We start from the raw sequence: 21,922 nt of genomic DNA, 5'->3' as shown, positions 1-21,922 counted from the left end.
GCCGACACGTTGAAGGCCACGCTCACCGCCACTGCCTCGCATCGGGGCATCCCACTGCGACTGGCTTCGCCAATTCCGGCAATCTTCCTATACCGCCCCGCTCCGACGCCAGAGCTATTCCTCACCGGCTCGGCGTCCAGCCCGAGACATTGCCCGGAAGTAGCGATCTTTCCGTATGATTGGGTGGTTCAATGCTATATGTCCGAAAACCCTATTAGACGCGAAGCAGGCCGGAACGGTTCCCGCCATAGTCTGAATAGTCAGAAATGACCGGAGTTATCGGAGTGCCTACCGGACGGATAACGAAGGTGTAAAGATATGCCCCGTGCTACTTCACCTGGACCGCACGTTCGAGAGTGCTGACGCCGAGGCGGAGCACCGCATCGCGGAGCTCTACCGGGAGTTCGGCGGCCCTCTGCTGCGCCATATACGCAGGTCGACCGGCAACGATCTCCAATGGGCCGAAGACGTCGTACAGGAGACGCTCGTCAGGGCCTGGCGCAACTCCGCAAGACTGCAGTGGGAGCCCGGCCTCATCTGGGCATGGCTGCTGACCGTGGCCCGCCGCATCGTGATCGACGGGCGCCGGCGCAGGAGCGTACGGCCGATGGAGGTCGAGGCGCCCGAGATCGACGTGCTGGCCGTCCCGGACGGAGCCGAGCGATCCCTGTCGGCGATCGTGGTCGCCGACGCGCTGCGCAGCCTCACCGAAGAACACCGCGAAGTCATCGAGCAGACCTACCTTCGGGACCGTACGATAAGTGAAGCGGCGGAAATACTGGGGATTCCGCCGGGCACGGTGAAGTCCCGGCTCTACTACGGCATCCGGGCGCTGCGCGAGGTGCTGCGGGACAAGGGGGTAGCCGGGTAATGCACGAGGAGGTGGCGGCCTACGTTCTCGGTGTCCTCGATGAGGACGAGAACGAAGCGTTCGAGCGCCACCTCGACACGTGCACGGCATGCCAGGCGGAGCTCAAGAGGCTGGTCGAGGTCCCCGACCTGCTCGATGAGCTGAAGCACCTGCCCTCGGCATCGGAGGACGACCGGTCCCGCTGACCGCGGCCCGACTCAGCCCGTCTCCAGGGACCACAGCTGATCGGTGATGTGCTCCAGGGCGCGGCGCAGCCGCCTGCGGTAGGTGCTGAAGGCCAGGCCGAGCTGAGCCGCCGCGGCCTCCTGCGTCGGCACCCCGTGGAAGAACGTGACCGCGACGACCCGGTGGAGGTCCGCCTGGCGGGGATCCTCGCGCAGGGCGTCGACGGCGTCCGTCAGGAGCTCGTGCAGCGCATCGGCGGCCTGACCGGCGTCGGACCGGGCGATGAGCCTGGCGCGGGTGAGGCGGCTCGCCGCCAGGGCGTCAGGGCGGCGGATGACGCGCAGCGCGTCCCGCACCTCGGTGTCGAACTCGGCCCTGGACAGCACCTCGTACACCGGACGGCGCGGCGCGGCCGGCTGCTTCTCCCGTGGGCCGAAGATCTCCTCGGCGCCTGTGAAGGCGAGCCAGTCGGCCAGCGGCATGGCCCGCCAGTCGTGCGCGTACAGAGTGTGGCGCAGACCGCCGACGGCAGGGCTGCCGGGGACGGGATGGTGGTCGGAGTATTTCATCAGCCGCCCCCAGAACTCGGGGCGCGTCCACGTGATGTAGGTCCAGGCGAGCCGATCCTGGAGCAGGAACTCCGCGACCGCCCGGTGCAGCATCAGGTCCATGATGCCGGACGGCCGCTGGTAGGCCGACGGGTCGATCATGAAACGGGAGACGGCCAGGTGCTCTTCGCCACGTAACGGCCCGGCCGTCCGGCAGTGCTGCCAGGCGGCCGCGACCACCGGATCCGCCGCCAGCTCGGCCTCGTCGGGCGTGGTGAACCGCAGCCAGGCCAGGAACGCCTCAGGCCGGCCGGAGTCGGAGCGCCGATGCACGCGGAAGGCCTCGGGCCTGCGGCCGAGCCAGAAGTCCACCAGGGCCGCGGACTCCTCACCCTCGGCCTTGGCCGCGAGCTCCAGGAGATGGGGCCGGTCCCCGGGGCGGACGGTGTCCTCCGACACCGAGCCGTCCGTGGCGAAGGTGAAGAACTCGCGGGTGACGTCACCGCCGCGGTGCAGGTATTTGACGGCCTCCACGGCCGGCAGCAGGGTCCGGCTCGACGCCGCCGGCACCTGGCTCAGCAGGTGCGCGCGCATGCGATGGTGCATGATCTCGTACCCCTCACGGTCGCGCCAGCGAAGGTCGGCGTCCAGCGCCTCGCGGAGCAGATCGTGCGGGTAGAGGCCGTCTTGCCCGGTTTCGAGGTACGGCTGGGCGCGCAGCCAGTCGAACAGCGCGTCCGTGTCCTCGCCGGGCAGCACCGCGCGCAGCAGCTGCTGCGTGGTGGTGCGGGCGTGCGCGCACACCTCCAACGCCTGCCGGTGCGCGCTGGAGGGCAGCTCGCCGACCAGCTTGCCCAGCAGTGCGGCGATCAGGTCATGGGACGGCGCCGTCCAGGTCCCCTCGCGCGCGGCCACCTCGGCGGCCAGGCAGAGCGCCAGCGGGTGGCCGCCCGCGTAGTCGATGAGCGGCCGGTGCAGCGCCGCCGGGATGCCCCGGGCGCGAACCAGCTCGACGGAGTCCTCGAGATCCAGCGGGCGCAGGGTCGTCACCCGCAGCGCGCCGGACCAGCCAGGGTCGCACGCCCAGGACGGGTCCGGCGGCCGGCGGCTGGCCACGACCACGTGGGCCTCGGCGGGCAGGCGGGGCAGAAAGCGCTCGCGCAGCCAGCCCTCCAGGCCCTGGCAGTGCTCGAACCCGTCGATCAGCAGCACCGGATCACGGCCGGTGAGCGCGCTGGCGGCGGCCGCCTCGAACACGTCCGGGACCGGGGCCACGGTGTGCCCGTCCACCTCCACCACCGGCCGCCCGGCGGCACGCGCCTCGTCGGCGAAGCGCCGCAGCAACGCGGACTTGCCCATGCCGCCGGCGCCGTGCAGGTAGAACACCACCCAGCCGCCGGAGCTCCCGGCCAGCGCCTCGCGGAACAACGCCAGCTCTCCCGCGCGCCCCGCGAAGGCCCGGTCCCGCGCCGCCCGCAGCCGCCCGGCCAGCCGGGGCGTGGTGGCCTGATGATCCCCATGGCCCATAGCGGGAGTTTACGGCGGGTCCGGCGGAAGTGAGCAGACGTGGACAGCCGATGACCTGTCGGGTGGACGGCGGCCGGCCGCAGGCTTTGCGCCGGACATTCCATTCACAAGGGGGATCATCAATGCACTCACCATCGGGGGGACGGCGTCATGCCGTCGTACTGGGGGCCGGCATGGCCGGCCTGCTCGCGGCCCGCGTCCTGACGACCCACTTCGACTCCGTCACGATCGTCGAACGTGATCCGCTGCCGCTCACCATCGCGGACCGGCGCGGGGTCACCCATGGCCGGCGCGCGCACTCACTGCTGGCCCGGGGCATCGAGGTGGTGGCCGAGTTGTTCCCCGGCCTGGACGACGAGATGGTCGCGCACGGGGGGCTGCGCGCGGACATCCAGGGCCAAGGCCGGTGGTACAACGAAGGGCTGCTCCTGCGGCAGGCGCCGAGCGGCCTGATGGCCCTGATGGGCAGCCGCGCGCTGCTGGAGGGCCTGGTACGCAACCGGGTTCGCGCCTTGAGCGGCGTCGAGTTCATCGAGGAGCACGAGGCCACCGGGCTGATCTCCGACTCGACCGGCAAGCGGGTGGTCGGGGTGCGGGTCACCTCCAGCCAGTTCGGCGGCAAGGAGCGGCCACTCGACGCCGATCTGGTCATCGACGCCACGGGGCGGGCCGCGCGGGGGCCGGCCTGGCTCGTGGAGCTCGGGTACGAGGCGCCGGCCCAGGAGCGGGTACGCGTCGGGCTGCGCTACGCCACCCGCCACTTCCGCCGCCGTCCTCAGGACGCGGCCGGCGACATGGCCGTCGTGATCAACCAGACCGACGACATCCGGCGCGGGGGCGTCATGATCGCGCAGGAGAACGACCGCTGGCTGGTCACCCTGCGCGGCTACCTGGACGAGACGCCGCCCCTGGACCTGGCGGGGTTCCTGGGCTTCGCCGCCTCGCTGCCCGTACCCGACATTCATGAGGTGATCAGGGACGCCGAGCCGATCGGCGAGGCCGTCCCCTACCGGTTCCCGGCGAGCGAGCGGCGGCGCTACGAGCTGCTCGACCGTTTCCCCGAGGGCTATCTCGTCATCGGGGACGGCATCTGCAGCTTCAACCCCGTCTACGCCCAGGGCATGACGGTCTCGGCGCTGCAGGCGGCGCTGCTGGGCGAGTGCCTGGGCAGTGGGGAGGCCAAGCTGGCCCCGCGCTTCTTCGAGCAGGCCGCGCGGATCAACGAGGCCCCGTGGAGCGTGGTGGTCGGGGGCGACATGCGCTACCTGGAGATGGACGGCACGCAGACCGAGGAGTCACGTCAGGCCGGCGCCTTCATGGCTCAGGTGCACCTCGCCGCCTCCCGTGACCAGGAGGTCGCGCGTACCGTCGTCCGGCTGATCAGCCTGGTGGACGGGGCCGAGGCGCTCCAGGACCCGGCTTTCGTGCAGCGCGTCCTGCGGGCGATCAACTGACCATGGCAGGAGTACCGATGTCATTCATTCCCCTGACGGCGTATGAGGAAGATCAACCACCAGCCGGTACGGGAACCGGCCCACCCTTCCGACGTGCTCCGGTGGCGCGGCCCTTCGGCTCCGCCCGGCTAGTCCGCGAGGGCCGCCAGGTGGACGGCGATGTCGTCGGCGAAACGTCCGAGGAGCCGGCCCAGATCTTGGCGGTCCTGCTCGGGCCAGTCGGCGAGGACGCCGGTGAACCAGCCGATGATGAAGCGTAGATATCGCTCGGTCGCCGATGCGCCCTCGGCGGTCAGCTCGACCAGCCGCGACCGCTGATCGAACGGGTCGGCGACCCGGTTGACCAGCCCCCGCTTCTCCAGGTCGTTCACCAGCCGCGTGACGTGCGGGCCGACGACCTCCATCCGCCCGGCGATCTCTCCCACCCGCAGCGACCGGCCGGCCAGGTGCACCGTGATGAGCACCGACATGGCCGGCCGCTCCAGGGGGACACCGGCGGCTTCGAGGGCGTGCTCGATGAGGTGGCCTCGGTTGAGGATGGCACCGAGATTCGTCAGCCGTGGCAGCAGCTCCGATAGCAGGTCAGGCCCGGCGCTCCCCTGCTCCTGTTCGTTCATGGCGACTCCCTTGCTGTACATACATACCTAAGTTAGGTATATAGTCATGCTATCGATCAGACACGCGAAGAGCTTTCCGCGCGTCGAACAAAGATACCTAAGGTACGCACTGACAGGAGAGCACGCATGAAGCGAAAAGTTCTCGTCTCCGGCGCCAGCATCGCGGGCCCCGCCCTGGCCTACTGGCTTCATCGCCACGGCTTCGAGGTCACCGTCGTGGAGAAGGCGGACGCGATCCGCAGCGGCGGCTACCCCATCGACATCCGCGGCACCGCGCTGGACGTGGTCCGGCGCATGGGCGTGCTGCCGCAGCTCCGCGAAGCCCACGTCGACACCCGTAAGATCACCTTTCTGCACGCCGACGGCAAGCCGGTGCACGCCATGAGGCCCGAGACGCTGACCGGCGGCGTGGACGGCCGCGACCTCGAGGTGCGACGCCAGGACCTCGCCTACATCCTGTACGGCACCGTCCGCGACGACGTCGAGTTTCTCTTCAGCGACTCCATCGCCACCCTCCACGACCACGACGGCGGCGTGGACGTGACCTTCGACAGCGGCACGCGGCGCACCTTCGACCTGGTCGTCGGCGCCGACGGCATCCACTCCAACACCAGGCGCCTGGCCTTCGGCCCGGAGGAGGACTACCACCACTACCTCGGCTGCAGCTTCGCCGGATTCAGCATGGCCAACGAGCTCGGGCTCTCGCGGGAAGGTCTCTGCTGGAACACCCCGGGCCGGAACGCCGTGCTCTACGGGATCAAGGACAGCGACGACGTGCTGGCCATCATGACCTTCTACCAGGAGGAGCCGCCCCTGCGCGCCTTCCGCGACCCCAGAGCCCAGTGCGACCTGGTCGCCTCGGTCTTCGCCGACGACCAGTGGGAGATTCCACGCCTGCTCGCCGCCATGCGCACCGCCGACGACCTCTTCTTCGACGTCGGCGGCCAGATCCACATGCCGCAGTGGTCCAACGGCCGGGTCGCCCTCGTCGGCGACGCCGCCTACGCCCCCTCCTTCTTCTCGGGACAGGGCACGAGCATCGCCCTGGTCGGCGCCTACCTCCTCGCGGGCGAACTGGCCACCCGGCCGGATCACACGGCCGCCTTCGCGGCCTACGACGAGGCCGCCCGCAAGTTCGTCGAGAGCAACCAGGCCCTCGCCTTCAGCGGCCGCGCCTCCCTGCTGCCCCGCACGGCCGAAGACCTGGCCCTGCGCAACCAGGCCCTGCTCGGCCCCTCGCTCCCGTCCGGCGACGAGGGCCGAGCCGTCAACTCCTCACTCCGACTCCCCGACTACCCGTAACCGACCAGGCACGGCCGGTCCGCCACGCTGTAGAGCGTGATGACCAGGGCCGCTGTGGCCGCGAACCAGGCGACGTCGACCTCGGCACCGAAGTCGACGGGGCTGTATCCGTCCATAAGGCCCAGCACGCCCAGGCCGACCATCAGCCAGCGCAGCACGTCGATGAGAGTGAGCTTGGCGTGGGCTTCGGAGCGGCGGATCCGCCTGAGGACGGCGTCGACGATCAACCAGACGGCGATCAGGGCACCGACCGTGTCGGCGAACGCGCTCAGGTGCGCGAGAGGATTTTCCAGCAGGCTGCTCGTACGCACCCCCTTGGACAGTAGGGCGACCAGCGAGACGCAGGCCATGGTGACGGCGGCGGTGCCCGCCCGTCCGAAGGGGTCGGTGGGGGATCGCCGCAGTTGACCGAGGCCGATCGCGCACATGTACCAGCCGAGGGGGTCGATCAGCAGGTCGAAGCCGTTGACGTGGAAGTGGGCGAACGCGAATCCGATGCCGGCGGCGATCTTCGTGACGGGCCGCAACGTTCCGGGCAGGTCGGCGCCGCCGGTCATCACCACTCGGAACTCACCGCTCCATTGCACACCTGGGTGGCGAGCCCTCGCTGCCAGGCGATCGGAATCCGCTCGCCGGAGCCCTCAAGCCACCATGAACCCCAGGTCACCTCCGCCGTCCCCGAGTCCAGCCAGGTCGTGTAGGTGAAACGGATCGGCTGGGGCTCGTGGGGCACCGCGGCGCAGTCGGTGATGACCAGCGTCCTCCGCAGGGTCCCCATGTCACCGGATCGCACCGTGACCGAGGCGGCATCGTCTCGCGCCTCGGCAGGCAGCAAGCGGAAGCCCGGAATTTCCATCGAGATATCGGTGAGGGTGAACGGGACCAGCCCCTCGTTCTCCACATCGATATACATACTCGTGGACAGGACACCATTCTCGTCCACATCTGCACGGAGGAAGAAACCGATAATTTCCCAGCGGATGTGCGGGGCCACCGCCCCCGACCACCACAGGGATGCGGCGATGACCATAAGCATTAGACAACCGAAGATCACAGCCCGTAATCGCGCCCGATAGGTAAGCCAACCAGCGACACCGAATTGCCGCCAAATATCGTCCGAAGTCACGATAGGGAACCATATATGGTGGCACCTCGTGACGATACCTGCGATGATCCCTTGGGCGGCCGCCCTGATCGCCATTCTGATGGCAGCCATGCCGGTCACCCGGGAGCAGCTCACCAGGTTCGCCGAACTGACGGGCCTTTCCGTCACCGAGACCAACGCCCGCCGCATCGTCGCCCACTTCGCCGACCTGCGCCGATGGCGACTGGTCGCGCTGGTGCTCACCGCGCCGCTGACCGGCCTCACCAACGACCCGTCGTATCTGGTCCTGGGCTGGTGCGCCGTTTCCGTCTTCCGTGACGTACGGTTACCGGCCCGGGTTCTTCATATGCGCGATGACATGACCATGTATCGAGGGGCATGGCTGCTCGGTCTGCTCGGCGCCGTGGTGGCGGGTGGTTATGCGCTCGATAATCAGGGGGTCACTCCGGCGTTTCTGGCCCATGCCGTCATCGGCATTGTCGTGGCGGCGGCCGTACCACTCGCGGCTCGGAAACTGAGCGCGGTCCCCGAGCCGTCGGACGACATCGCACGCGCCGAGCTCGCCCTCGACCACTGGTCGTCACGGGCCCTTTACCTTTCGGGAACCGCGATCGTGCTGTCGAGCGCGCTGCTCGCTCCATGGCAACCGCCAAAGGACGACGCGCACGAATACACGATGCCCATGACGTTTTCCGAGGGCATGGCCGCATTCACGACGGTCGACGCATACAAAGAACCCACCTGCGCGTGGGTCGATCAGGTGGACGCCCCGTGCCGCTCGTGGCGGGTGAACGGGGAGCCGTTCCCCCAGGCCGCGCCGTACGTCATCAGGAAAGGCGGCGCGCCGCAGGCGGCGCCGTTCGCCCGCAGCCCCGACAAGAAGGCGGTCGTCTACCTGACGAGACGCGATCGCCGCATGGTGTACCAGGACGCGGCGGTCGTTCACCCGCTCACCGGCAGCCTGGCCGACAGCGCGCTGCCCACCGTCACCTTCCACGGCCAGAGCAGGTACGTCGCACTCGCCAGGGACGGCGCGACGATCACCGACACCAAGACCTGGGCCACGACCTCGATCCCCGGCGTCCGGCGGGTCCACGATCTCAACGCGAGCGGGATCGTGGCCACGACGGCGACCCAGGTGCTCGTGGTCGACCATCGAGGGACGACGCGGCTGAGCCTTCCCTTCGGAAATGCCTCCGACCTGTACGACCTCCGGGCGGACGGCCGCAAACTGGCGATCATCCAAGGCGGGAGCCGCGTCGACACCTTCACCGTGGCGACCGGCGAGAAGGTGTCGAGTGTCGTGCCCCGGTTTCCCGGCGACGATTACGTCGAGGTCAGTCTCGGCTGGTCGGAGAACAACCGGCTCCTGGTCCGCGGCGGTTTGACCGAACATGTCTACGAAGTGAACCTGGCGACGGGCGAACTCCGCAGACACCGGAAATGATCGCCTTCGGGCGGCACCGGGAATACCCTCTCACCGACCGGCCGATGCGCCGTCCGAGCCCGACGGCGATGATCGAGCGGTTCCGCCAGCTGACAGGAGTATGACCATGACGACCCCGTTCGACCCCCGCGCGCTGCTCGCGGAGAGCCGGCTCGGCGTTCTCGCCACGATCAAGGCGGACGGCCGCCCCCAGCTCTCCCCCGTCATGCCTTTCTACGACCGGGCGGCCGAAGTCATCCATGTCTCGATCACCGAGGGCAGGGCCAAGACGGCGAACCTGCGCCGGGACCCGCGGGCCACGCTGGAGGTCACCGGCCCCGACGGCTGGTCGTGGGCCACCGCCGAGGGCGTCGCGACCCTCACCGGTCCCGGCACCGACCCCGACGGACCCGAGGTCGAGGCGTTGGTGACCTATTACCGCCGCGCCGCCGGCGAGCACCCGGACTGGGCGGAGTACCGGGCGGCGATGGTGTCCGAGCGCAGGGTGCTCATGACGATGACGGTCGACCACGTGTACGGCGCCAGGATCCGCTGACCGTGTGCCACCGGAGGCCTCATGGATGACCCGTCGAGCCGCCTCCGGCCATCAAGCGTCGTGCGGCGACCCGGGCCCCGTCGGTGCGTACCGTGGCGGCGACGGCTCGGGCGCGGGCTGCCACGTCGGCCCGGAGGACTCGATCCAGGGCCGTGGCCAGTGAGCCGGCGGTCGGCGTGACCTGTGGGTGCTCGGTGCCGATCCCGAGCCGGTCGACCCGTTGCGCCCAGTAATACTGGTCGTACGCCTGAGGGATGATCACCTGGGGTGCCCCGGCTCGCGCGGCCGTGGTGGTGGTGCCCGCTCCGCCGTGGTGGACGACGGCCGCGACCTGCGTGAAGAGTGCCTGGTGGTTGACGTCGCCGATGGACAGGCAGTCGGGAGCGTCCTCGTCCGGTGACAGGCCGGCCCACCCGCGCGACACGATCACGCGCCGCCCGTGCGCGCGGGCCGATTCGATCATCGCCTGGGTGACGCCTTCCGGAGCGCCCGCGCTGCTGCCGAAGCCGAAATAGACAGGTGGCTCACCGGCCTCCAGGAAGGCCACCAGCTCGGCAGGCAACGCGGGCCGATCCGGCGGCATCCAGGCGCCCGTCTGTACGACCTCGCCGGCCGTCGGCTCGGGCCAGGGCGCCAACGCCTGGTCGGCGGCCAGCCAGGGCCGGTCGGTGAAGATGTGGCCGCGCACGTCATCGACCGGATCCAGGCCGACCGACGTCCGATGGGCGTTGAGCGCGTCGCCGAACGCGCCGTTGAAGAGCGCCGCGTCCCGGGCCCACAGCTGGCCGTTGTCGGTCGTCGGGGGTCCCGGGACGGGCGATACGGGTGGCGCGTGGTGTGCCGAGGGCAGCACCGCCGGGCAGTACGCGGCGAAGACGTACGGGATGTCCATCAGCTCCGCCACGGACCGAGCGGCCACCTGCAGGGCGGTCGCGGCCACGATGACGTCGCAGCCCTTGGCCGCCGCCGCGACCGTCTCGAACTGCGCGGTGACCGAGTCCCGCGCCAACTGCCGCAGTTGCTGGGGCGAGGGCGGGGACGGGGCCGCCTGCGAACGCGAGCCGGTGCGCAGCGGAGGCCCGATGGGGGTGACGGGCAGGGCGAGGCCGTCGATCCAGGCCCGGAAGTCGGGGGGCGCGCACAGGTGAACCTGCTGCCCGAGATCCCGCAACTCCAGCGCCAGCGCCACCAACGGCTGAACGTCACCCCGTGTCCCGATGGTGGACAGCAGAACGCGCATCCGAACTCCTCCCGTACGGCCTGAGTGTGGGCCCGGATACGCATCCGACCAGCGATTCTTCCGGCCACGGCCCCGATTGTGCGGGAGCACGGGGGGCTTGCCGCAAGTCCCCCTCTCCGCTATACGTTGAAGGTGGCGAGGAGAGCCGTGGGCAGCCTTCGAAGATCGTCCAGCCTCAGTTCGTAGCCCCGAGAGCGTCGGCCCCGAAGGCGTTGGCGCCGGTGAGCTCGGCCGACAGTGCCCACAGCCGCGCCGCCTCGCCCGGATCGGTCGCATGGCCATGCACCCCGCCGTCTGCACCGGCCGGCTCCGCGATGTCACAGTCCTCGCAGTAAACACCGCCCATACCCGCCAGAAGCGGGGACGTCGCCGCCCACACCTGCGTCGCCGCCCCCTGCTCGGGCGTCTTGAAGGTGGGATCGGCCGGGTCGCCGTTCTCGTCGATCCACCCTGCGGCGACCATCTCCGCCTTCGGCAGGTGGCGCTGCAGCGGGGTGAGGATGCTGCCGGGATGCACCGCGAACGCCCGCACTCCCGCCTCGCGACCGAGCGCGTCGAGCCGCACGGCGAACAGCACGTTGGCCGTCTTCGCCTGCCCGTAAGCCTGCCACCTGTCGTATCCCCGCTCGAACTGCACGTCGTCCCAGCGAATGCCGGTGATCCCGTGAGCTCCGGAGGACACGGAGACCACCCTCGCCCCGCCGCGTTCGATCGCCGGCCAGAGCCGGTTGATCAGCGTGTAGTGGCCGAGGTGGTTGATGGCGAACTGCGCCTCCCAACCGGGACCCACCCGCGTCTCAGGGCAGGCCATGACGCCGGCGTTGTTGATCACGATGTCGATGTCCCGGCCCGACGCCAGGAAGCGATCGGCGAACCCACGGACGCTGTCGAGGTCGGCCAGATCGAGCTCGTCGACCTCCACACCGTCGATCCCCTCGACCGCCGACTGCGCGTCCTTCGGTCGCCGGGCGGGGACGACAACGCGGGCTCCCGCGCCGGCCAGCGCACGCGTCGTCTCCAGCCCGAGTCCCGAGTAGCCGCCGGTGACCACGGCGAGCCGCCCGGAGAGGTCGACCCCGCGCAGGACGTCGTCCACGGTGCTCCGGGCGCCGAAGCCGGATCTGATTGCTCGTTGCGGTGTCATGGACGGCAAACCTAGGTGCTGGACCGCAGTCCAGGTCAACAGCCTTCCGCCTGAGTCGATCGCCCACTTCTCTCGACAAGCGCGGAGCATGGTGACGCGCTTTCAGGCGGCGAAGAACTCGGCCAGGGCGGGGGCGATGGCCGCTGGGTCGACGTTGTGCGGCTGACCGGTCAGGGTGTGGCGCCGCGCATCGGGCAGGGCGGTGGCGATCGCCTCGGCGGCGGCGCTGACCCACGGGATGGTCTCGCCGTCGATCACGATCGTGGGGACGGTGAGGGCGGCCAGCTGTTCGGCGGGCAGGGCGAAGTCACCGGCCAGCTCGGCGTCATAGGCCAGGGCGGGCGCGGTGCCCCCCATGCCCTCCCAGAACGGGCTGGCCTTCATCCCGGCGACCACTTCCTCCGGCATGAGCACCGCTTCCAGGAAGAACAACTCCAGCATGTCGCCGTAACGGCTCTGCTCGCGCAGCGCGAACTGCTGGTCGCGATAGCCGGCGGGCACGGCCGGGCGGGTGCCGGGGAGGATGTAGGGGACCTCCCACAGCGCCAGCTTGGTGATGGGCAGGCCGTGCGCCGCGGCGCGGATGGCGAGGAACCCTCCGCCGGAGGTGCCGTACACCATCGCCGTCCCGCCGGCCTCGGCGATCAGCGCCCGCAGGTCCTCCAGCTCACGCTCCACCGCGTACGGTGCCGTGTCGCCGCTCTCGCCCCGGCCACGCCGGTCGTAGTTGTAGACGGTGAAACCACCGGCCAGCAGGTCTGCCACCGGCGCGTTCATCGACCGGTCGGTGGGGCCGCCGCCGATCAGGATGACCGCCGGCCCCGCACCGGTCCGGTCGTAGGCGATGGGGGTGCCGTCGGTGGAGATGACCTTGTTCATGGGGGTTCCTTTCGCTTTTCGGTACTGGACCGTACAGTACCCGTTTGAGTACTGACCCGTCTAGTACTAGATTGAGTGCGAGAGAAGAGGAGCGGACATGACTGACCTGACACGGACGAGCCCACCCCAAGAGGAAGGCCGCTCGGCCCGGAAGCGCAGGGCGATCATGGAGGCGGCCACCGAGCTGTTCCTGCGCAACGGCTATCAGGGCACCAGCATGGACGAGGTCGCCACCCTGGCCGCGGTGTCCAAGCAGACCGTCTACAAGCAGTTCACCGACAAGGAACAGCTCTTCAGCGCGATCATCATCGGCGCCACCGAGCGGGTCGGCGACTTCACCGACGTCGTCACCGAGTTCGCCGGCACCGAGGATCTGGAGAAGGATCTGGGCGAGCTCGCCCGCCGCTACATCACCGCGGTCATCCAACCGCGAACGCTGCAGCTGCGCAGACTCCTCATCGCCGAGGCGGGCCGCTTCCCGGCGGTCGCGCGCGACTACTATCAGCGGGCGCCGGGGCGCACGATCGACGCCTTCACCGAGACCTTCCGGAAGCTCGCCGGCCGGGGGCTGCTGCGGATCGACGACCCGTCCATGGCCGCCGGCCACTTCGCCTGGTTGATCCTGGCGCAGCCGATGGACAAGGCCATGTTCTTCGACGAAGAACTGCAGCACACCCCCACGGACCTGCAACGCTTCGCGGATGAGGGAGTACGCGTGTTCCTCGCCGCTTACCGGACCTGAAAGGCGCGCCCAGGGCGATGCCGGTTCAGTCGGTGATGGACGCCCGGAACCGGTAGCGATCCCCCCGGTAGACCTGCATCGTCAGTTCGAGCGGCCGCCTGTCCTGGTTGAAGGTGAGCTGCTCGGCGACCAGCACCGGCGTCCCGTCGTCGATCTCGAGCAGCTCCCGCTCCGCGGCCTCGGGCTGCCGTGCCCCCACCTGGTAGTCCGCGACCCGGGGCAACTGGGGCGGATCGGCGCTGCGCAGGGTGGCGTAGAGCGACGCGGTCGTGAAGTCGGTGGAGGCCAACTGGGGGCAGAGCGACAGCGGCACCCGGTTGTGCTCCAGCACGACGACGAGGCCGTCGAGGAACCGCAGCCGCCGCATCTCGAACAGCGCGGTGCCCGGTCCGATGCGCAGCGTCTCGGCCTCGTTCACGGTCGCCGGCCGGGTCGCCGACTCCAGCACCCGGCTGCGGGTGGCCAGGCCGTGTTTCAGGGCGTAGTCGGCGAACCCCTCCACGGTGTGCCCGGCCGCCGGCGTGACCACCTGGTCCTCCTTGGTGACGAACCAGCCGCGGGCGGCGGCGGACTCCAGCAGACCCCGGTTGGCCAGCTCGGCCAGGGCGGCGCGCAGCGTGTCCCTGGACACCTCGTACCGGATGGCCAGACTCCGCTCCGACGGCAGCCGGTCCCCCGCCTTGGCGCCGCGGGCCGTGATGTCGGCCCAGAGCCGTGCGGCGACCTGGACATAGCGGGGCAGCGCGTCATCGCTCAACAAGCCCTGCGGGAAAGAGGGGGTCATACCAGAACCATACCAGTCTCCTACCATTGACGACCAGAAACCAGGCCAGTAATGTTCCAGTTTGTCGGCAGCGTCAAGAACCGACCACGTCAGCGAGGTGCGATCGCGCGTGAGAGCACCACACGATCGCGCGTGAAAGCACCACAAAGGAGTTTCTGTGACCGGCCTTCTCGGCACCCTGGCTCGCGGCATCGGGGCCGACGACACCGTCCGTGAGATCACCCAGCAGCCCGGCGTCTGGCGTGACATCGACGGCATCGTCGCCGCCTCCCGGGCCGCGCTCGACGGCTTCCTCCGGCCGCTGGTGGCCCGCGACCACCTGCGCGTGGTGCTCACCGGCGCCGGCACCTCGAGTTTCGCCGGGCAACTGCTGGCCACGACACTGGCGCGGCGACTCGGGCGGCGGGTCGACGCCGTGTCCACCACGGACATCGTCGCCGACCCCCGAGGCTGCTTCACCGAGGATCTCCCGACCCTGCTCGTCTCCTTCGCCCGGTCCGGGGACAGCCCGGAGAGCGTCGCGGCCACCGAGCTCGCCGAGCAGTGCCTGTCAGAGGTGCACCACCTCGTGATCACCTGCAACGAGCAGGGGCAGCTCGCCCGGGAGCATTCCGGCCGGACCACCTCGTACGTGCTCCTGATGCCGCCCGAGTCCAACGACCGCGGCTTCGCGATGACCTCGAGTTTCACCGGGATGACGCTCGCCGCCCTCCTCGCCCTCGGCGGCGCCCCCTATGCCGGTGTCGCTGAGCGGCTGGCCCAGGCGGCCGAGCGCGTCCTGCATGACGCCGTCCTGGGTGAGAACCTCGACGCGCTGCTGGCCCGCGCCCCCGAGCGGATCATCTACCTGGGCAGCGGGGCGCTGCGGGCGCTGGCCGCGGAGTCGGCGCTGAAGGTGCTCGAACTGACCGGCGGCGCGATCGTCGCGACCTCCGACTCCGCCCTGGGCTTCCGCCACGGCCCTAAGGCCGTACTGAACGAGCGCGCCGTCGTGATCGTGTACGTGTCGAACGACCCGTACACCCGCCGGTACGACCTGGACATCCTCGCCGAGCTCCGCACCACCATGGCGCCCGGCAGTGTCATCGCGATCGAAGCCGGGGACGGCGGCCCGACGGACGAGGCGAGCTGGCGGCTGGACGGCGCCGGGGACCTCGAGGACGCGGCGCTGGCCCTGCCCGCGGTCGTCCATGCCCAGCTCATCGGCCTCAAGGCCGCCGTGCTCCAGGGCGTCCGGCCCGACAACCCGTTCCCTTCCGGTGAGGTCAACCGAGTGGTGCACGGCGTGATCCTGCACCCGTTCCAGCACCCGTTCGAGCACTGACAGCCCAGCGGCACGGAGGTGGCACGATGTTTCTCGGCGTCGACGGCGGTGGTACCAAAACCGCCTTCTGCCTGGTCGACCAGGACGGGAACGTAGCCGGGCAGGCGCGGACCGCCGGCAGCTACTACTTCTCGCAAGCCTCGGAAGGCATCGGCCTCGTCGAGCGCGCCCTCGAACAGGGCGTCGCCTCGGTCTGCGCGGACGCGGGCATCAAGCCCTCCGACATCGCGTACGCCTTCTTCGGCCTGCCGGGCTACGGCGAGGCTCCCGGGGACATCCCCATCCTGGACGCCGCGCCGCGAGCCGTGCTCGGCCACGACCGCTACGCCTGCGACAACGACACGGTGTGCGGGTGGGCCGGCTCGCTCGGCGCGGCGGACGGCATCAACGTCCTGAGCGGCACCGGCTCGATGACCTACGGCGAACGGGCCGGGCGCGGAGTGCGCGTGGGCGGCTGGGGGGAGCTGTTCGGCGACGAGGGCTCCGCGTACTGGATCGCGGTCCGCGGCCTCAACGCGTTCTCCCGGATGAGCGACGGCCGGCTGCCGGAGGGCCCGCTGGCCGAGGTCTTCCGGCGGCATCTCGCCCTCGCGTCGGACCTCAACGTCATCGATGTCGTGTTCAACCAGTGGCGCGGCAGCCGCGGTGACATCGCGGCCCTCACCCCGCGGGTCGTCGAGGCGGCCGACCTGGGCGACGAGTGCGCCGCCGCCATCCTGTCCGAGGCCGGGCGCGAGCTCGCGCTGCTGGTGCACGCCACTCGTGATCAGCTCGGTTTCGAGCCCGGCGAGCGCGTACCGGTCTCGTACTCCGGCGGCACGTTCAAGTCCGGCGCGGTGCTCAGCGCCTTCACCCGGGACATGGCCGGTTACGAGCTGCGCGACCCCCTGTACGAGCCCGTCGTCGGAGCCGCGCTCTACGCGGCGAAACTCGCCGGCACCCCCCTTGACCAGGCGGCGCTCGACCGCTTGCGCTCCACCCCGGTGCCCACGACCGCAGGAGAAGGAGAAGGCTCATGATCACTGTCAGAAGAAGCTGGATACTCTACGCGACCCTGCTGGTCGTCTTCTGGGGCGTGTGGGGCGCCTTCTCCAACCTCCCCACCAGCCTGTACGGCTACCCGAACGAGATGGTGTACGTCATCTGGGCGTTCACCATGCTGATCCCCGCCTACTTCGCGCTGCGCGGCAACCGGTTCGACCGGCGGCCCGTCGCAGCCGTCTACGGACTGCTCGCCGGGCTCACCGGCGCGGGCGGGCAGTTGCTCCTGTTCCAGGCGCTGTCGAACGGCCCCGCCTACCTGATCTTCCCGCTGGTGTCGCTGTCCCCGGTGATCACCGTGCTCATGGCCGTGGCGCTGCTCCGCGAGCGGATCCAACGGCTCGCCGTCATCGGTGCGGTCGCCGCGCTGGCCGCGATCGTCCTGTTCAGCATCTCCGGCGGCGACGGCAACGCGGATGTGACCGGCCCGTGGCTGCCGCTGGCCATCGTGATCTGCGTGGCCTGGGGCGCGCAGGCGTTCTTCATGCGCAAAGGCGCGCTCCTCGGCATCAACGACGGCACCATCTTCGGCTGGATGACGATCAGCGGGCTGCTGCTGATCCCCGTGGCGCTGGTGATGATGGGCGGCCTGCCCAGCGGCGCCCCCTGGCAGGCGCCCGCGCTGACCGCGGTGACCCAGGTGCTCAACGCCGCCGGCGCGCTGTTCCTGGTGATGGCGCTCAGCCGGGGCAAGGCCGCGGTCGTGGCCCCCATCACCAACGCGCTCGCCCCGGTCCTGACGATCGTGCTGTCCCTGGCGGTCTACCAGACGCTGCCGTCGGTCTACGGGGCCATCGGCATCGTGCTCGCCCTGGCCGGCTCGACCCTGATGGTCTACAGCGACGAGAAGCGCAACGACGACGCGTCGGTCAGGGACGCGGATGCCGTAGCGCCGTCGCCGGACGCCACCCAGCCCTGACCTCGCCATCCGTTCCCGGGCAGGGACGCGGCGGGGCGGGGCGAGCGGATATTGGTCGTGCCACACCTGGTGTCCAACCCGTCCCTGGGGGCGCGCCGGACGCCACTCATGGGAGTTTAAGAATGGCCGCCTAGAGTTCGTGGCCGTGCTCATGAAAGACGGTGTGCAGAAGCCGGTGCTGCGGGTGCGGCCCAGGCGGGCTCGGGCGGCGCGACTGGCCGTCGTGGTGGCGGTGGTGTTCGCGGCCGGGACGGCGATGCGGCTGGGCGGGCTGGAGGCCGGGTTCCTCCTGGTGCCGCTGGTGTCGTTCACGCCGTACTTCGGGGTGGCCGCGCTGGTGGCGCTGGCCTGCGCGGGCTGGGCCAGGAGCCGGGCGGCCGTGGCGATCCTCCTCGCGGTGTGCGTCTGTCTGGCCGGGCTCGTGGTGCCACGCGCGATCGCCGGCGCGGCGCCGACCGAGGGCCGGCCGCTGCGCCTGCTGACCGCGAACCTCAACGGCGGCCGGGGCGACGCCCAGGTCCTCGTCGATCTCGTACGGACACTCGACGTGGACGTGTTCAGCGTGCAGGAGCTGACCTGGTCGGCGCGGGACCGGCTGGCGGCGGCCGGGCTGGAGGACCTGCTGCCGTACGAGGTCACCCAGCCGATGCCGCGCGGACCCGAGGGCAGCGGCATCTACGCGCGCCACCCGCTGCGGGAGCGGGCGGGGCTGTTCCGGCCGGTGGGGCACCACATGCCGGTGGCGCAGGTGGCGCTGCCCGGCGGCTCGGCCGTGGAGGTGGTGGTCGTGCACCCGGTGGCGCCGGTCCCGGGGACCGTGGGCGAGTGGGAGGCGGGCATCGCCACGCTGCCGCCCGCCCCGTCCGACGGGCCGCCGCGCATCCTGGCCGGCGACTTCAACGCGACGCTGGACCACGCCGTGTTCCGACGGCTGCTCGACACCGGCTACACCGACGCGGGGGCGGCCACCGGGCGCGGGCTGGCGCCGACCTGGCCGATGAGCAGGCTCCCCCCGCTGGTGACCATCGACCACGTGCTGACCGACGGCCGCGCCGGTGCGGTGACGACGCAGGTGTACGACATCCCCGGCTCCGACCACGCCGCGCTCTTCGCCGACCTGCGCGTCCAATGACCGACCACGCCGCGCTCTTCGCCGACCTGCGCGTCCAATGACCGACCACGCCGCGCTCTTCGCCGACCTGCGCGTCCGGTGACCGGGCACGACACCTAGCGGCACTCAGCGATCTGGGGCGACTTCGGTTTCGGCCCATTCGGCCCAGCCCTGCTGTGCCTCGGCCAGGCGCCGACCGTACTCAAGGGTGATCTTGCCGTACACCGAGAGGTTGTCCTGGCCGCTCTCGAGGAGCTCCCCGATCCTCTTCAGGCTCTCCAGGTGCCTGCCGGCCAGCGCCGCCTGGTGGCTCAGGTACGCGCGGGCCTGCTCGGGTGCGACCTGGGCCAGGAAGAAGACGCGGAGCAGCATGTCGCTGCGGAGCACCCTGGTCGGCTCGACGTCGGTGATCCAGCGGCGCAGCTCCGCCAGGCCGTCATCGGTGATCGCGTATTCCTTGCGGCCGCGGGGGCCCTCGGCCGACACGTCCACGAGGCCGGCGTCGGCCAGTTTGCCGAGCTCGGCGTAGAGCTGGCTCTGCGTGGCCGGCCACACGTTCGACAGCGAGACGTCGAACAGCTTCATCAGGTCGTATCCGCTCGCGGGCCCTTCGGAGAGCAGTCCCAGCACGGCGTGTCGAAGGCTCATATTCCTATATTGACATGTCAGCCCAGGAAGTTCTAGCTTCGACCTGTCACTATAGGAATGTGAAGGGACACCTGATCATGCGCGGCCTGCTCGGCTTCCTGCCATGGATCGCCTACGCGGTCATCGCCACCGGCGACGAGTGGCGCTGGGGCGCCATCACCGGCCTCACCCTCGCCCTTGCCCTCGTCGCCCTCGACCGCAGAGCGGGCAAGGGCTGGGACGAGATGGTGATCGAGAGCAGCGCGGCGATCTTCTTCACCTGCCTCACGGCGCTGTCCCTCGCGGACCCGCACTCACCCCTCACTCCGTACGGTCCCGCGCTGGTCAACGTCTGGCTGGCGGGCACCGCCTGGGGCTCACTGGCCCTGCGCAGGCCGTTCACGCTCGGCATCGCGCGCTCCATGGCGCCGAAGGAGGTCTGGGAGACCCCGCGGTTCTACCGCGTCAACGCCGTCATCACCACCGTGTGGGCCGTGGCCTTCACCGTCGCCGCGCTCTCGCTGACACTCGTCCTGCACACCTCCCCGCATGCCACGACGCTGGTCATCGCCATCAAGGTGCTCTCCTTCGTCCTCCCCTCGGCCTTCACCGCCTGGTATCCCAAGCGGGTGCGGCGGGTGCCCGCCGGCTGACCTCGCGGCTCCAGGTTGCGTTCTTCTGGCCGCATGTACTACTTTTTGGCCATGCGGTCAGAAAAGAAGCCAGATGGCCAGAAACAGCCGTCGTTCATTGAGGAGGCCCGCCGCACCCAGATCATCGAGAGCGCCATCGAGACCTTCATGGAGTTGGGCTATGCCAACACCTCACTGGCACGCATCGCCGAGCGCGCCGGCATCAGCAAAGGCGTGATCTCCTACCATTTCGCCGGCAAGACCGAGCTGATGGAGCAGATCGTCGAGCAGGTCTACCTCGGGATCGTCGCCTTCGTCGTACCGCTGAAGGAGAAGGAGACCACGGCGGCCGGCGAGCTGCGGGCGGACATCCGCGCGGTCGCCGCGTACATGCGGAATCACCGCTCCCACCTGCTCGCCCTCGGCGAGATCCGCAACAATCTCCGCACCCCCGACCGCAGGCCGCGCTACGGCGTCGCCTTCAACGAGCCGATCTACCAAGCGCGGGAGGCGTTGTTCCGCCGCGGCCAGGAGAACGGCGAGTTCCGCTCCTTCGACTGCCGCGTGATGGCCGTCAGCGTGCAGGCCGCGGTCGATCAGATGTTCGCCTACTGGGTGACCAACCCCGAACATGACCTGGAAGCGCACGCGGACGAGCTGGCGGACCTGTTCGAGCATGCCACCCGAGCCGGACACCCTGAAGAAACGGCAAATCGATGACCCAGCACGTCAACCAGCTCACCGCGCCGCCCACCACCTCCGCGCGGCTCTTCTACATCGACAACTTACGCACCGCCCTGATGGCGCTCGTGGTGATCCACCACTCCGTGCTCGCCTACAGCAACATCCCGAACTGGTACTACCTCGAACCGCCGACCGACGCCTCGGGCACGCTCCTGGACATCGTGATCGTGCTCAACCAGGCGTTCTTCATGGGCGCCTTCTTCCTCATCTCAGCTCTCTTCGTGCCGGGGTCCTACGACCGCAAGGGGGCCGGGCCATTCATGAGGGAGCGGCTGCTACGCCTGGGCGTCCCGCTGCTGCTCTGGCTGCTGGCGGTCCGCCCTCTGGCAACGGTCGGCCGATACCTCAAGGCGAGAGACGCCGCCGCCCAGCAAGGGGCCGAGCTGCCCTACTGGGAGTACTACCTGCAGTCGTTCACCCCGGGGCCGATGTGGTTCGTCGAGGTGCTGTTCGTGTTCAGCGCGCTCTACGTCATCTGGAGGCTGCTGACCGCCGAGGGCCGGCGCGCATCGGCCCCGGTCCTGGCCACGGGCCGGGCACCCGGCGCCGTCGCGATCGCCGGGTTCACCGCCGGGCTGGCCCTGGCGACCTACCTGTGGCGCATCGCGGTGCCGATGGGCGAATCGCTCCTGGGGCTGCCCTCACCCGCCTACCTTCCGCAGTACGCGGCGCTGTTCGTCATCGGACTGATCGCGACCCGGCGCGGCTGGCTGGGGGGCCTGTCCAGAGCGACCGGCCGGATCGGGTTCGCCACCGCGGCCGTCGCCGCGGTCGGCCTCCTCTTCGTCCTGATCTCCGCCCCGGAGGCGAGCATGGGGCACGGAACCACGCAGTCGCTGCTGGTGGCGACCTTCGAGACGACGCTCGCCGTCGGCGTCATCCTCGGCTTTCTGGTGCTGTTCCGGGAGCGCCTCAACCACCAGGGACGCCGCCGCCGCTTCCTGTCCGAGCACGCCTTCACCGTCTACGTCATCCACCCGGCCGTGCTGGTCGGCCTGGGCTACGCCCTCCGCGACGTACAGGCGCCCGCGGTCGCGAAGGGCGCGCTGCTCGTCGCCCTCGCACTGCCGCTGTGCTGGGCGATCGCGTACCTGGTACGCGCCCTGCCAGGCGCCCGGAAAGTGCTCTGAACCAGCGACCACCGGCGTAAAAGGAAAGAGCCCT

23 protein-coding genes are annotated in these 21,922 nt (G+C 70.0%); 14 read left to right on the top strand and 9 right to left on the bottom strand.

Annotation, left to right across the window (positions count from 1 at the left end):
• Positions 1 to 325 precede the first annotated feature (325 nt).
• Positions 326 to 871, top strand: a complete 546-nt coding sequence (locus tag IEY87_RS32520; RefSeq protein WP_189142652.1) for a sigma-70 family RNA polymerase sigma factor — start codon at positions 326 to 328, stop codon at positions 869 to 871.
• Positions 871 to 1,056: a zf-HC2 domain-containing protein gene (locus tag IEY87_RS32515; RefSeq protein WP_189142651.1), complete on the top strand. Its 186-nt coding sequence runs from the start codon at positions 871 to 873 to the stop codon at positions 1,054 to 1,056. Before IEY87_RS32520 ends, IEY87_RS32515 begins: the two co-directional genes overlap by 1 nt.
• A gap of 12 nt (positions 1,057 to 1,068) precedes the next feature.
• Here the strand turns inward: IEY87_RS32515 and IEY87_RS32510 are convergent, their stop codons facing one another.
• On the bottom strand, positions 1,069 to 3,111 hold the full coding sequence (locus IEY87_RS32510) for a sigma-70 RNA polymerase sigma factor region 4 domain-containing protein (protein WP_189142650.1): 2,043 nt from the start codon (positions 3,109 to 3,111) through the stop codon (positions 1,069 to 1,071).
• 122 nt (positions 3,112 to 3,233) lie between these two features.
• Between IEY87_RS32510 and IEY87_RS32505 the strand changes: the two genes are divergently transcribed.
• Entirely contained in the window at positions 3,234 to 4,565 is a 1,332-nt protein-coding gene (locus tag IEY87_RS32505; RefSeq protein ID WP_189142649.1) for an FAD-binding protein, read from the top strand.
• Positions 4,566 to 4,693: 128 nt separating this feature from the next.
• Here IEY87_RS32505 and IEY87_RS32500 read toward each other — a convergent pair whose 3' ends face one another.
• Positions 4,694 to 5,182 carry a MarR family winged helix-turn-helix transcriptional regulator gene (locus IEY87_RS32500; RefSeq protein WP_189142648.1) on the bottom strand — a complete coding sequence of 163 codons (489 nt, stop codon included), beginning with the start codon at positions 5,180 to 5,182 and terminating at the stop codon, positions 4,694 to 4,696.
• Positions 5,183 to 5,308: 126 nt separating this feature from the next.
• Between IEY87_RS32500 and IEY87_RS32495 the strand changes: the two genes are divergently transcribed.
• Positions 5,309 to 6,484 carry an FAD-dependent monooxygenase gene (locus IEY87_RS32495; protein ID WP_189142647.1) on the top strand — a complete coding sequence of 392 codons (1,176 nt, stop codon included), beginning with the start codon at positions 5,309 to 5,311 and terminating at the stop codon, positions 6,482 to 6,484.
• On the opposite strand, the gene IEY87_RS32490 is transcribed toward IEY87_RS32495, so the two are convergent.
• Together IEY87_RS32490 and IEY87_RS32485 are read right to left on the bottom strand one after the other, a co-directional pair.
• On the bottom strand, positions 6,475 to 7,047 hold the full coding sequence (locus IEY87_RS32490) for a hypothetical protein (RefSeq protein WP_189142646.1): 573 nt from the start codon (positions 7,045 to 7,047) through the stop codon (positions 6,475 to 6,477). The genes IEY87_RS32495 and IEY87_RS32490 overlap by 10 nt on opposite strands.
• Positions 7,041 to 7,610: a hypothetical protein gene (locus IEY87_RS32485; protein WP_189142645.1), complete on the bottom strand. Its 570-nt coding sequence runs from the start codon at positions 7,608 to 7,610 to the stop codon at positions 7,041 to 7,043. The genes IEY87_RS32490 and IEY87_RS32485 overlap by 7 nt, the downstream gene beginning before the upstream one ends.
• 43 nt (positions 7,611 to 7,653) lie before the next feature.
• On the opposite strand from IEY87_RS32485, the gene IEY87_RS32480 reads away from it, so the two are divergent.
• Positions 7,654 to 9,036, top strand: a complete 1,383-nt coding sequence (locus IEY87_RS32480; RefSeq protein ID WP_189142644.1) for a hypothetical protein — start codon at positions 7,654 to 7,656, stop codon at positions 9,034 to 9,036.
• Between the two features lie 100 nt (positions 9,037 to 9,136).
• Positions 9,137 to 9,571, top strand: coding sequence for a PPOX class F420-dependent oxidoreductase (locus IEY87_RS32475; protein WP_189142643.1), 435 nt, complete (start codon positions 9,137 to 9,139; stop codon positions 9,569 to 9,571).
• Positions 9,572 to 9,590: 19 nt separating this feature from the next.
• Here IEY87_RS32475 and IEY87_RS32470 read toward each other — a convergent pair whose 3' ends face one another.
• The 3 genes from IEY87_RS32470 to IEY87_RS32460 all read right to left on the bottom strand — a co-directional run bounded on the left by IEY87_RS32470 (position 9,591) and on the right by IEY87_RS32460 (position 12,834).
• On the bottom strand, positions 9,591 to 10,811 hold the full coding sequence (locus IEY87_RS32470; protein ID WP_189142642.1) for a glycosyltransferase: 1,221 nt from the start codon (positions 10,809 to 10,811) through the stop codon (positions 9,591 to 9,593).
• A 175-nt stretch (positions 10,812 to 10,986) separates the two neighbouring features.
• On the bottom strand, positions 10,987 to 11,955 hold the full coding sequence (locus IEY87_RS32465) for an SDR family NAD(P)-dependent oxidoreductase (protein ID WP_189142641.1): 969 nt from the start codon (positions 11,953 to 11,955) through the stop codon (positions 10,987 to 10,989).
• A 102-nt stretch (positions 11,956 to 12,057) separates the two neighbouring features.
• Entirely contained in the window at positions 12,058 to 12,834 is a 777-nt protein-coding gene (locus tag IEY87_RS32460) for an alpha/beta fold hydrolase (RefSeq protein WP_189142640.1), read from the bottom strand.
• A 97-nt stretch (positions 12,835 to 12,931) separates the two neighbouring features.
• Here IEY87_RS32460 and IEY87_RS32455 point away from each other — a divergent pair, with 97 nt between their 5' ends.
• Positions 12,932 to 13,576 carry a TetR/AcrR family transcriptional regulator gene (locus IEY87_RS32455; protein ID WP_189142639.1) on the top strand — a complete coding sequence of 215 codons (645 nt, stop codon included), beginning with the start codon at positions 12,932 to 12,934 and terminating at the stop codon, positions 13,574 to 13,576.
• A 25-nt stretch (positions 13,577 to 13,601) separates the two neighbouring features.
• Here IEY87_RS32455 and IEY87_RS32450 read toward each other — a convergent pair whose 3' ends face one another.
• Positions 13,602 to 14,360 carry a GntR family transcriptional regulator gene (locus IEY87_RS32450; RefSeq protein ID WP_189142638.1) on the bottom strand — a complete coding sequence of 253 codons (759 nt, stop codon included), beginning with the start codon at positions 14,358 to 14,360 and terminating at the stop codon, positions 13,602 to 13,604.
• A 157-nt stretch (positions 14,361 to 14,517) separates the two neighbouring features.
• On the opposite strand from IEY87_RS32450, the gene IEY87_RS32445 reads away from it, so the two are divergent.
• The 4 genes from IEY87_RS32445 (at position 14,518) to IEY87_RS32430 (ending at position 18,776) form a co-directional block, all read left to right on the top strand.
• The gene (locus IEY87_RS32445; protein ID WP_189142637.1) at positions 14,518 to 15,684 is read left to right on the top strand and encodes an SIS domain-containing protein; all 1,167 of its coding nucleotides are present in this window, start codon (positions 14,518 to 14,520) and stop codon (positions 15,682 to 15,684) included.
• Positions 15,685 to 15,710: 26 nt separating this feature from the next.
• Positions 15,711 to 16,703: an N-acetylglucosamine kinase gene (locus IEY87_RS32440; RefSeq protein ID WP_189142636.1), complete on the top strand. Its 993-nt coding sequence runs from the start codon at positions 15,711 to 15,713 to the stop codon at positions 16,701 to 16,703.
• A complete protein-coding gene (locus IEY87_RS32435) occupies positions 16,700 to 17,644 on the top strand; it encodes an EamA family transporter (protein WP_189142635.1) in 945 nt (314 codons plus the stop codon). The genes IEY87_RS32440 and IEY87_RS32435 overlap by 4 nt, the downstream gene beginning before the upstream one ends.
• Positions 17,645 to 17,795: 151 nt before the next feature.
• Positions 17,796 to 18,776 (top strand): endonuclease/exonuclease/phosphatase family protein, encoded by a 981-nt coding sequence (locus IEY87_RS32430; RefSeq protein WP_189142721.1) that lies wholly within the window; start codon positions 17,796 to 17,798, stop codon positions 18,774 to 18,776.
• 105 nt (positions 18,777 to 18,881) lie between these two features.
• Here the strand turns inward: IEY87_RS32430 and IEY87_RS32425 are convergent, their stop codons facing one another.
• Positions 18,882 to 19,403: a PadR family transcriptional regulator gene (locus IEY87_RS32425; RefSeq protein WP_189142634.1), complete on the bottom strand. Its 522-nt coding sequence runs from the start codon at positions 19,401 to 19,403 to the stop codon at positions 18,882 to 18,884.
• 59 nt (positions 19,404 to 19,462) lie between these two features.
• Between IEY87_RS32425 and IEY87_RS32420 the strand changes: the two genes are divergently transcribed.
• From IEY87_RS32420 to IEY87_RS32410, 3 genes are read left to right on the top strand one after another with little or no spacing between them, the layout of a single operon-like run.
• Positions 19,463 to 20,035 (top strand): DUF3159 domain-containing protein, encoded by a 573-nt coding sequence (locus IEY87_RS32420; RefSeq protein ID WP_225277850.1) that lies wholly within the window; start codon positions 19,463 to 19,465, stop codon positions 20,033 to 20,035.
• Positions 20,036 to 20,086: 51 nt separating this feature from the next.
• Complete coding sequence (locus IEY87_RS32415; protein WP_189142633.1) at positions 20,087 to 20,734, top strand: TetR/AcrR family transcriptional regulator; 648 nt, start codon at positions 20,087 to 20,089, stop codon at positions 20,732 to 20,734.
• The gene (locus IEY87_RS32410) at positions 20,731 to 21,888 is read left to right on the top strand and encodes an acyltransferase family protein (protein ID WP_189142632.1); all 1,158 of its coding nucleotides are present in this window, start codon (positions 20,731 to 20,733) and stop codon (positions 21,886 to 21,888) included. Before IEY87_RS32415 ends, IEY87_RS32410 begins: the two co-directional genes overlap by 4 nt.
• Positions 21,889 to 21,922: the final 34 nt, after the last annotated feature.

It is taken from the genome of Nonomuraea glycinis, assembly GCF_014646515.1.
GTDB classification, from domain to species: Bacteria; Actinomycetota; Actinomycetes; order Streptosporangiales; family Streptosporangiaceae; genus Nonomuraea; species Nonomuraea glycinis.
Note: the sequence above shows the minus strand (reverse complement) of the source record. Positions and strands in the feature narration are given on the sequence as shown.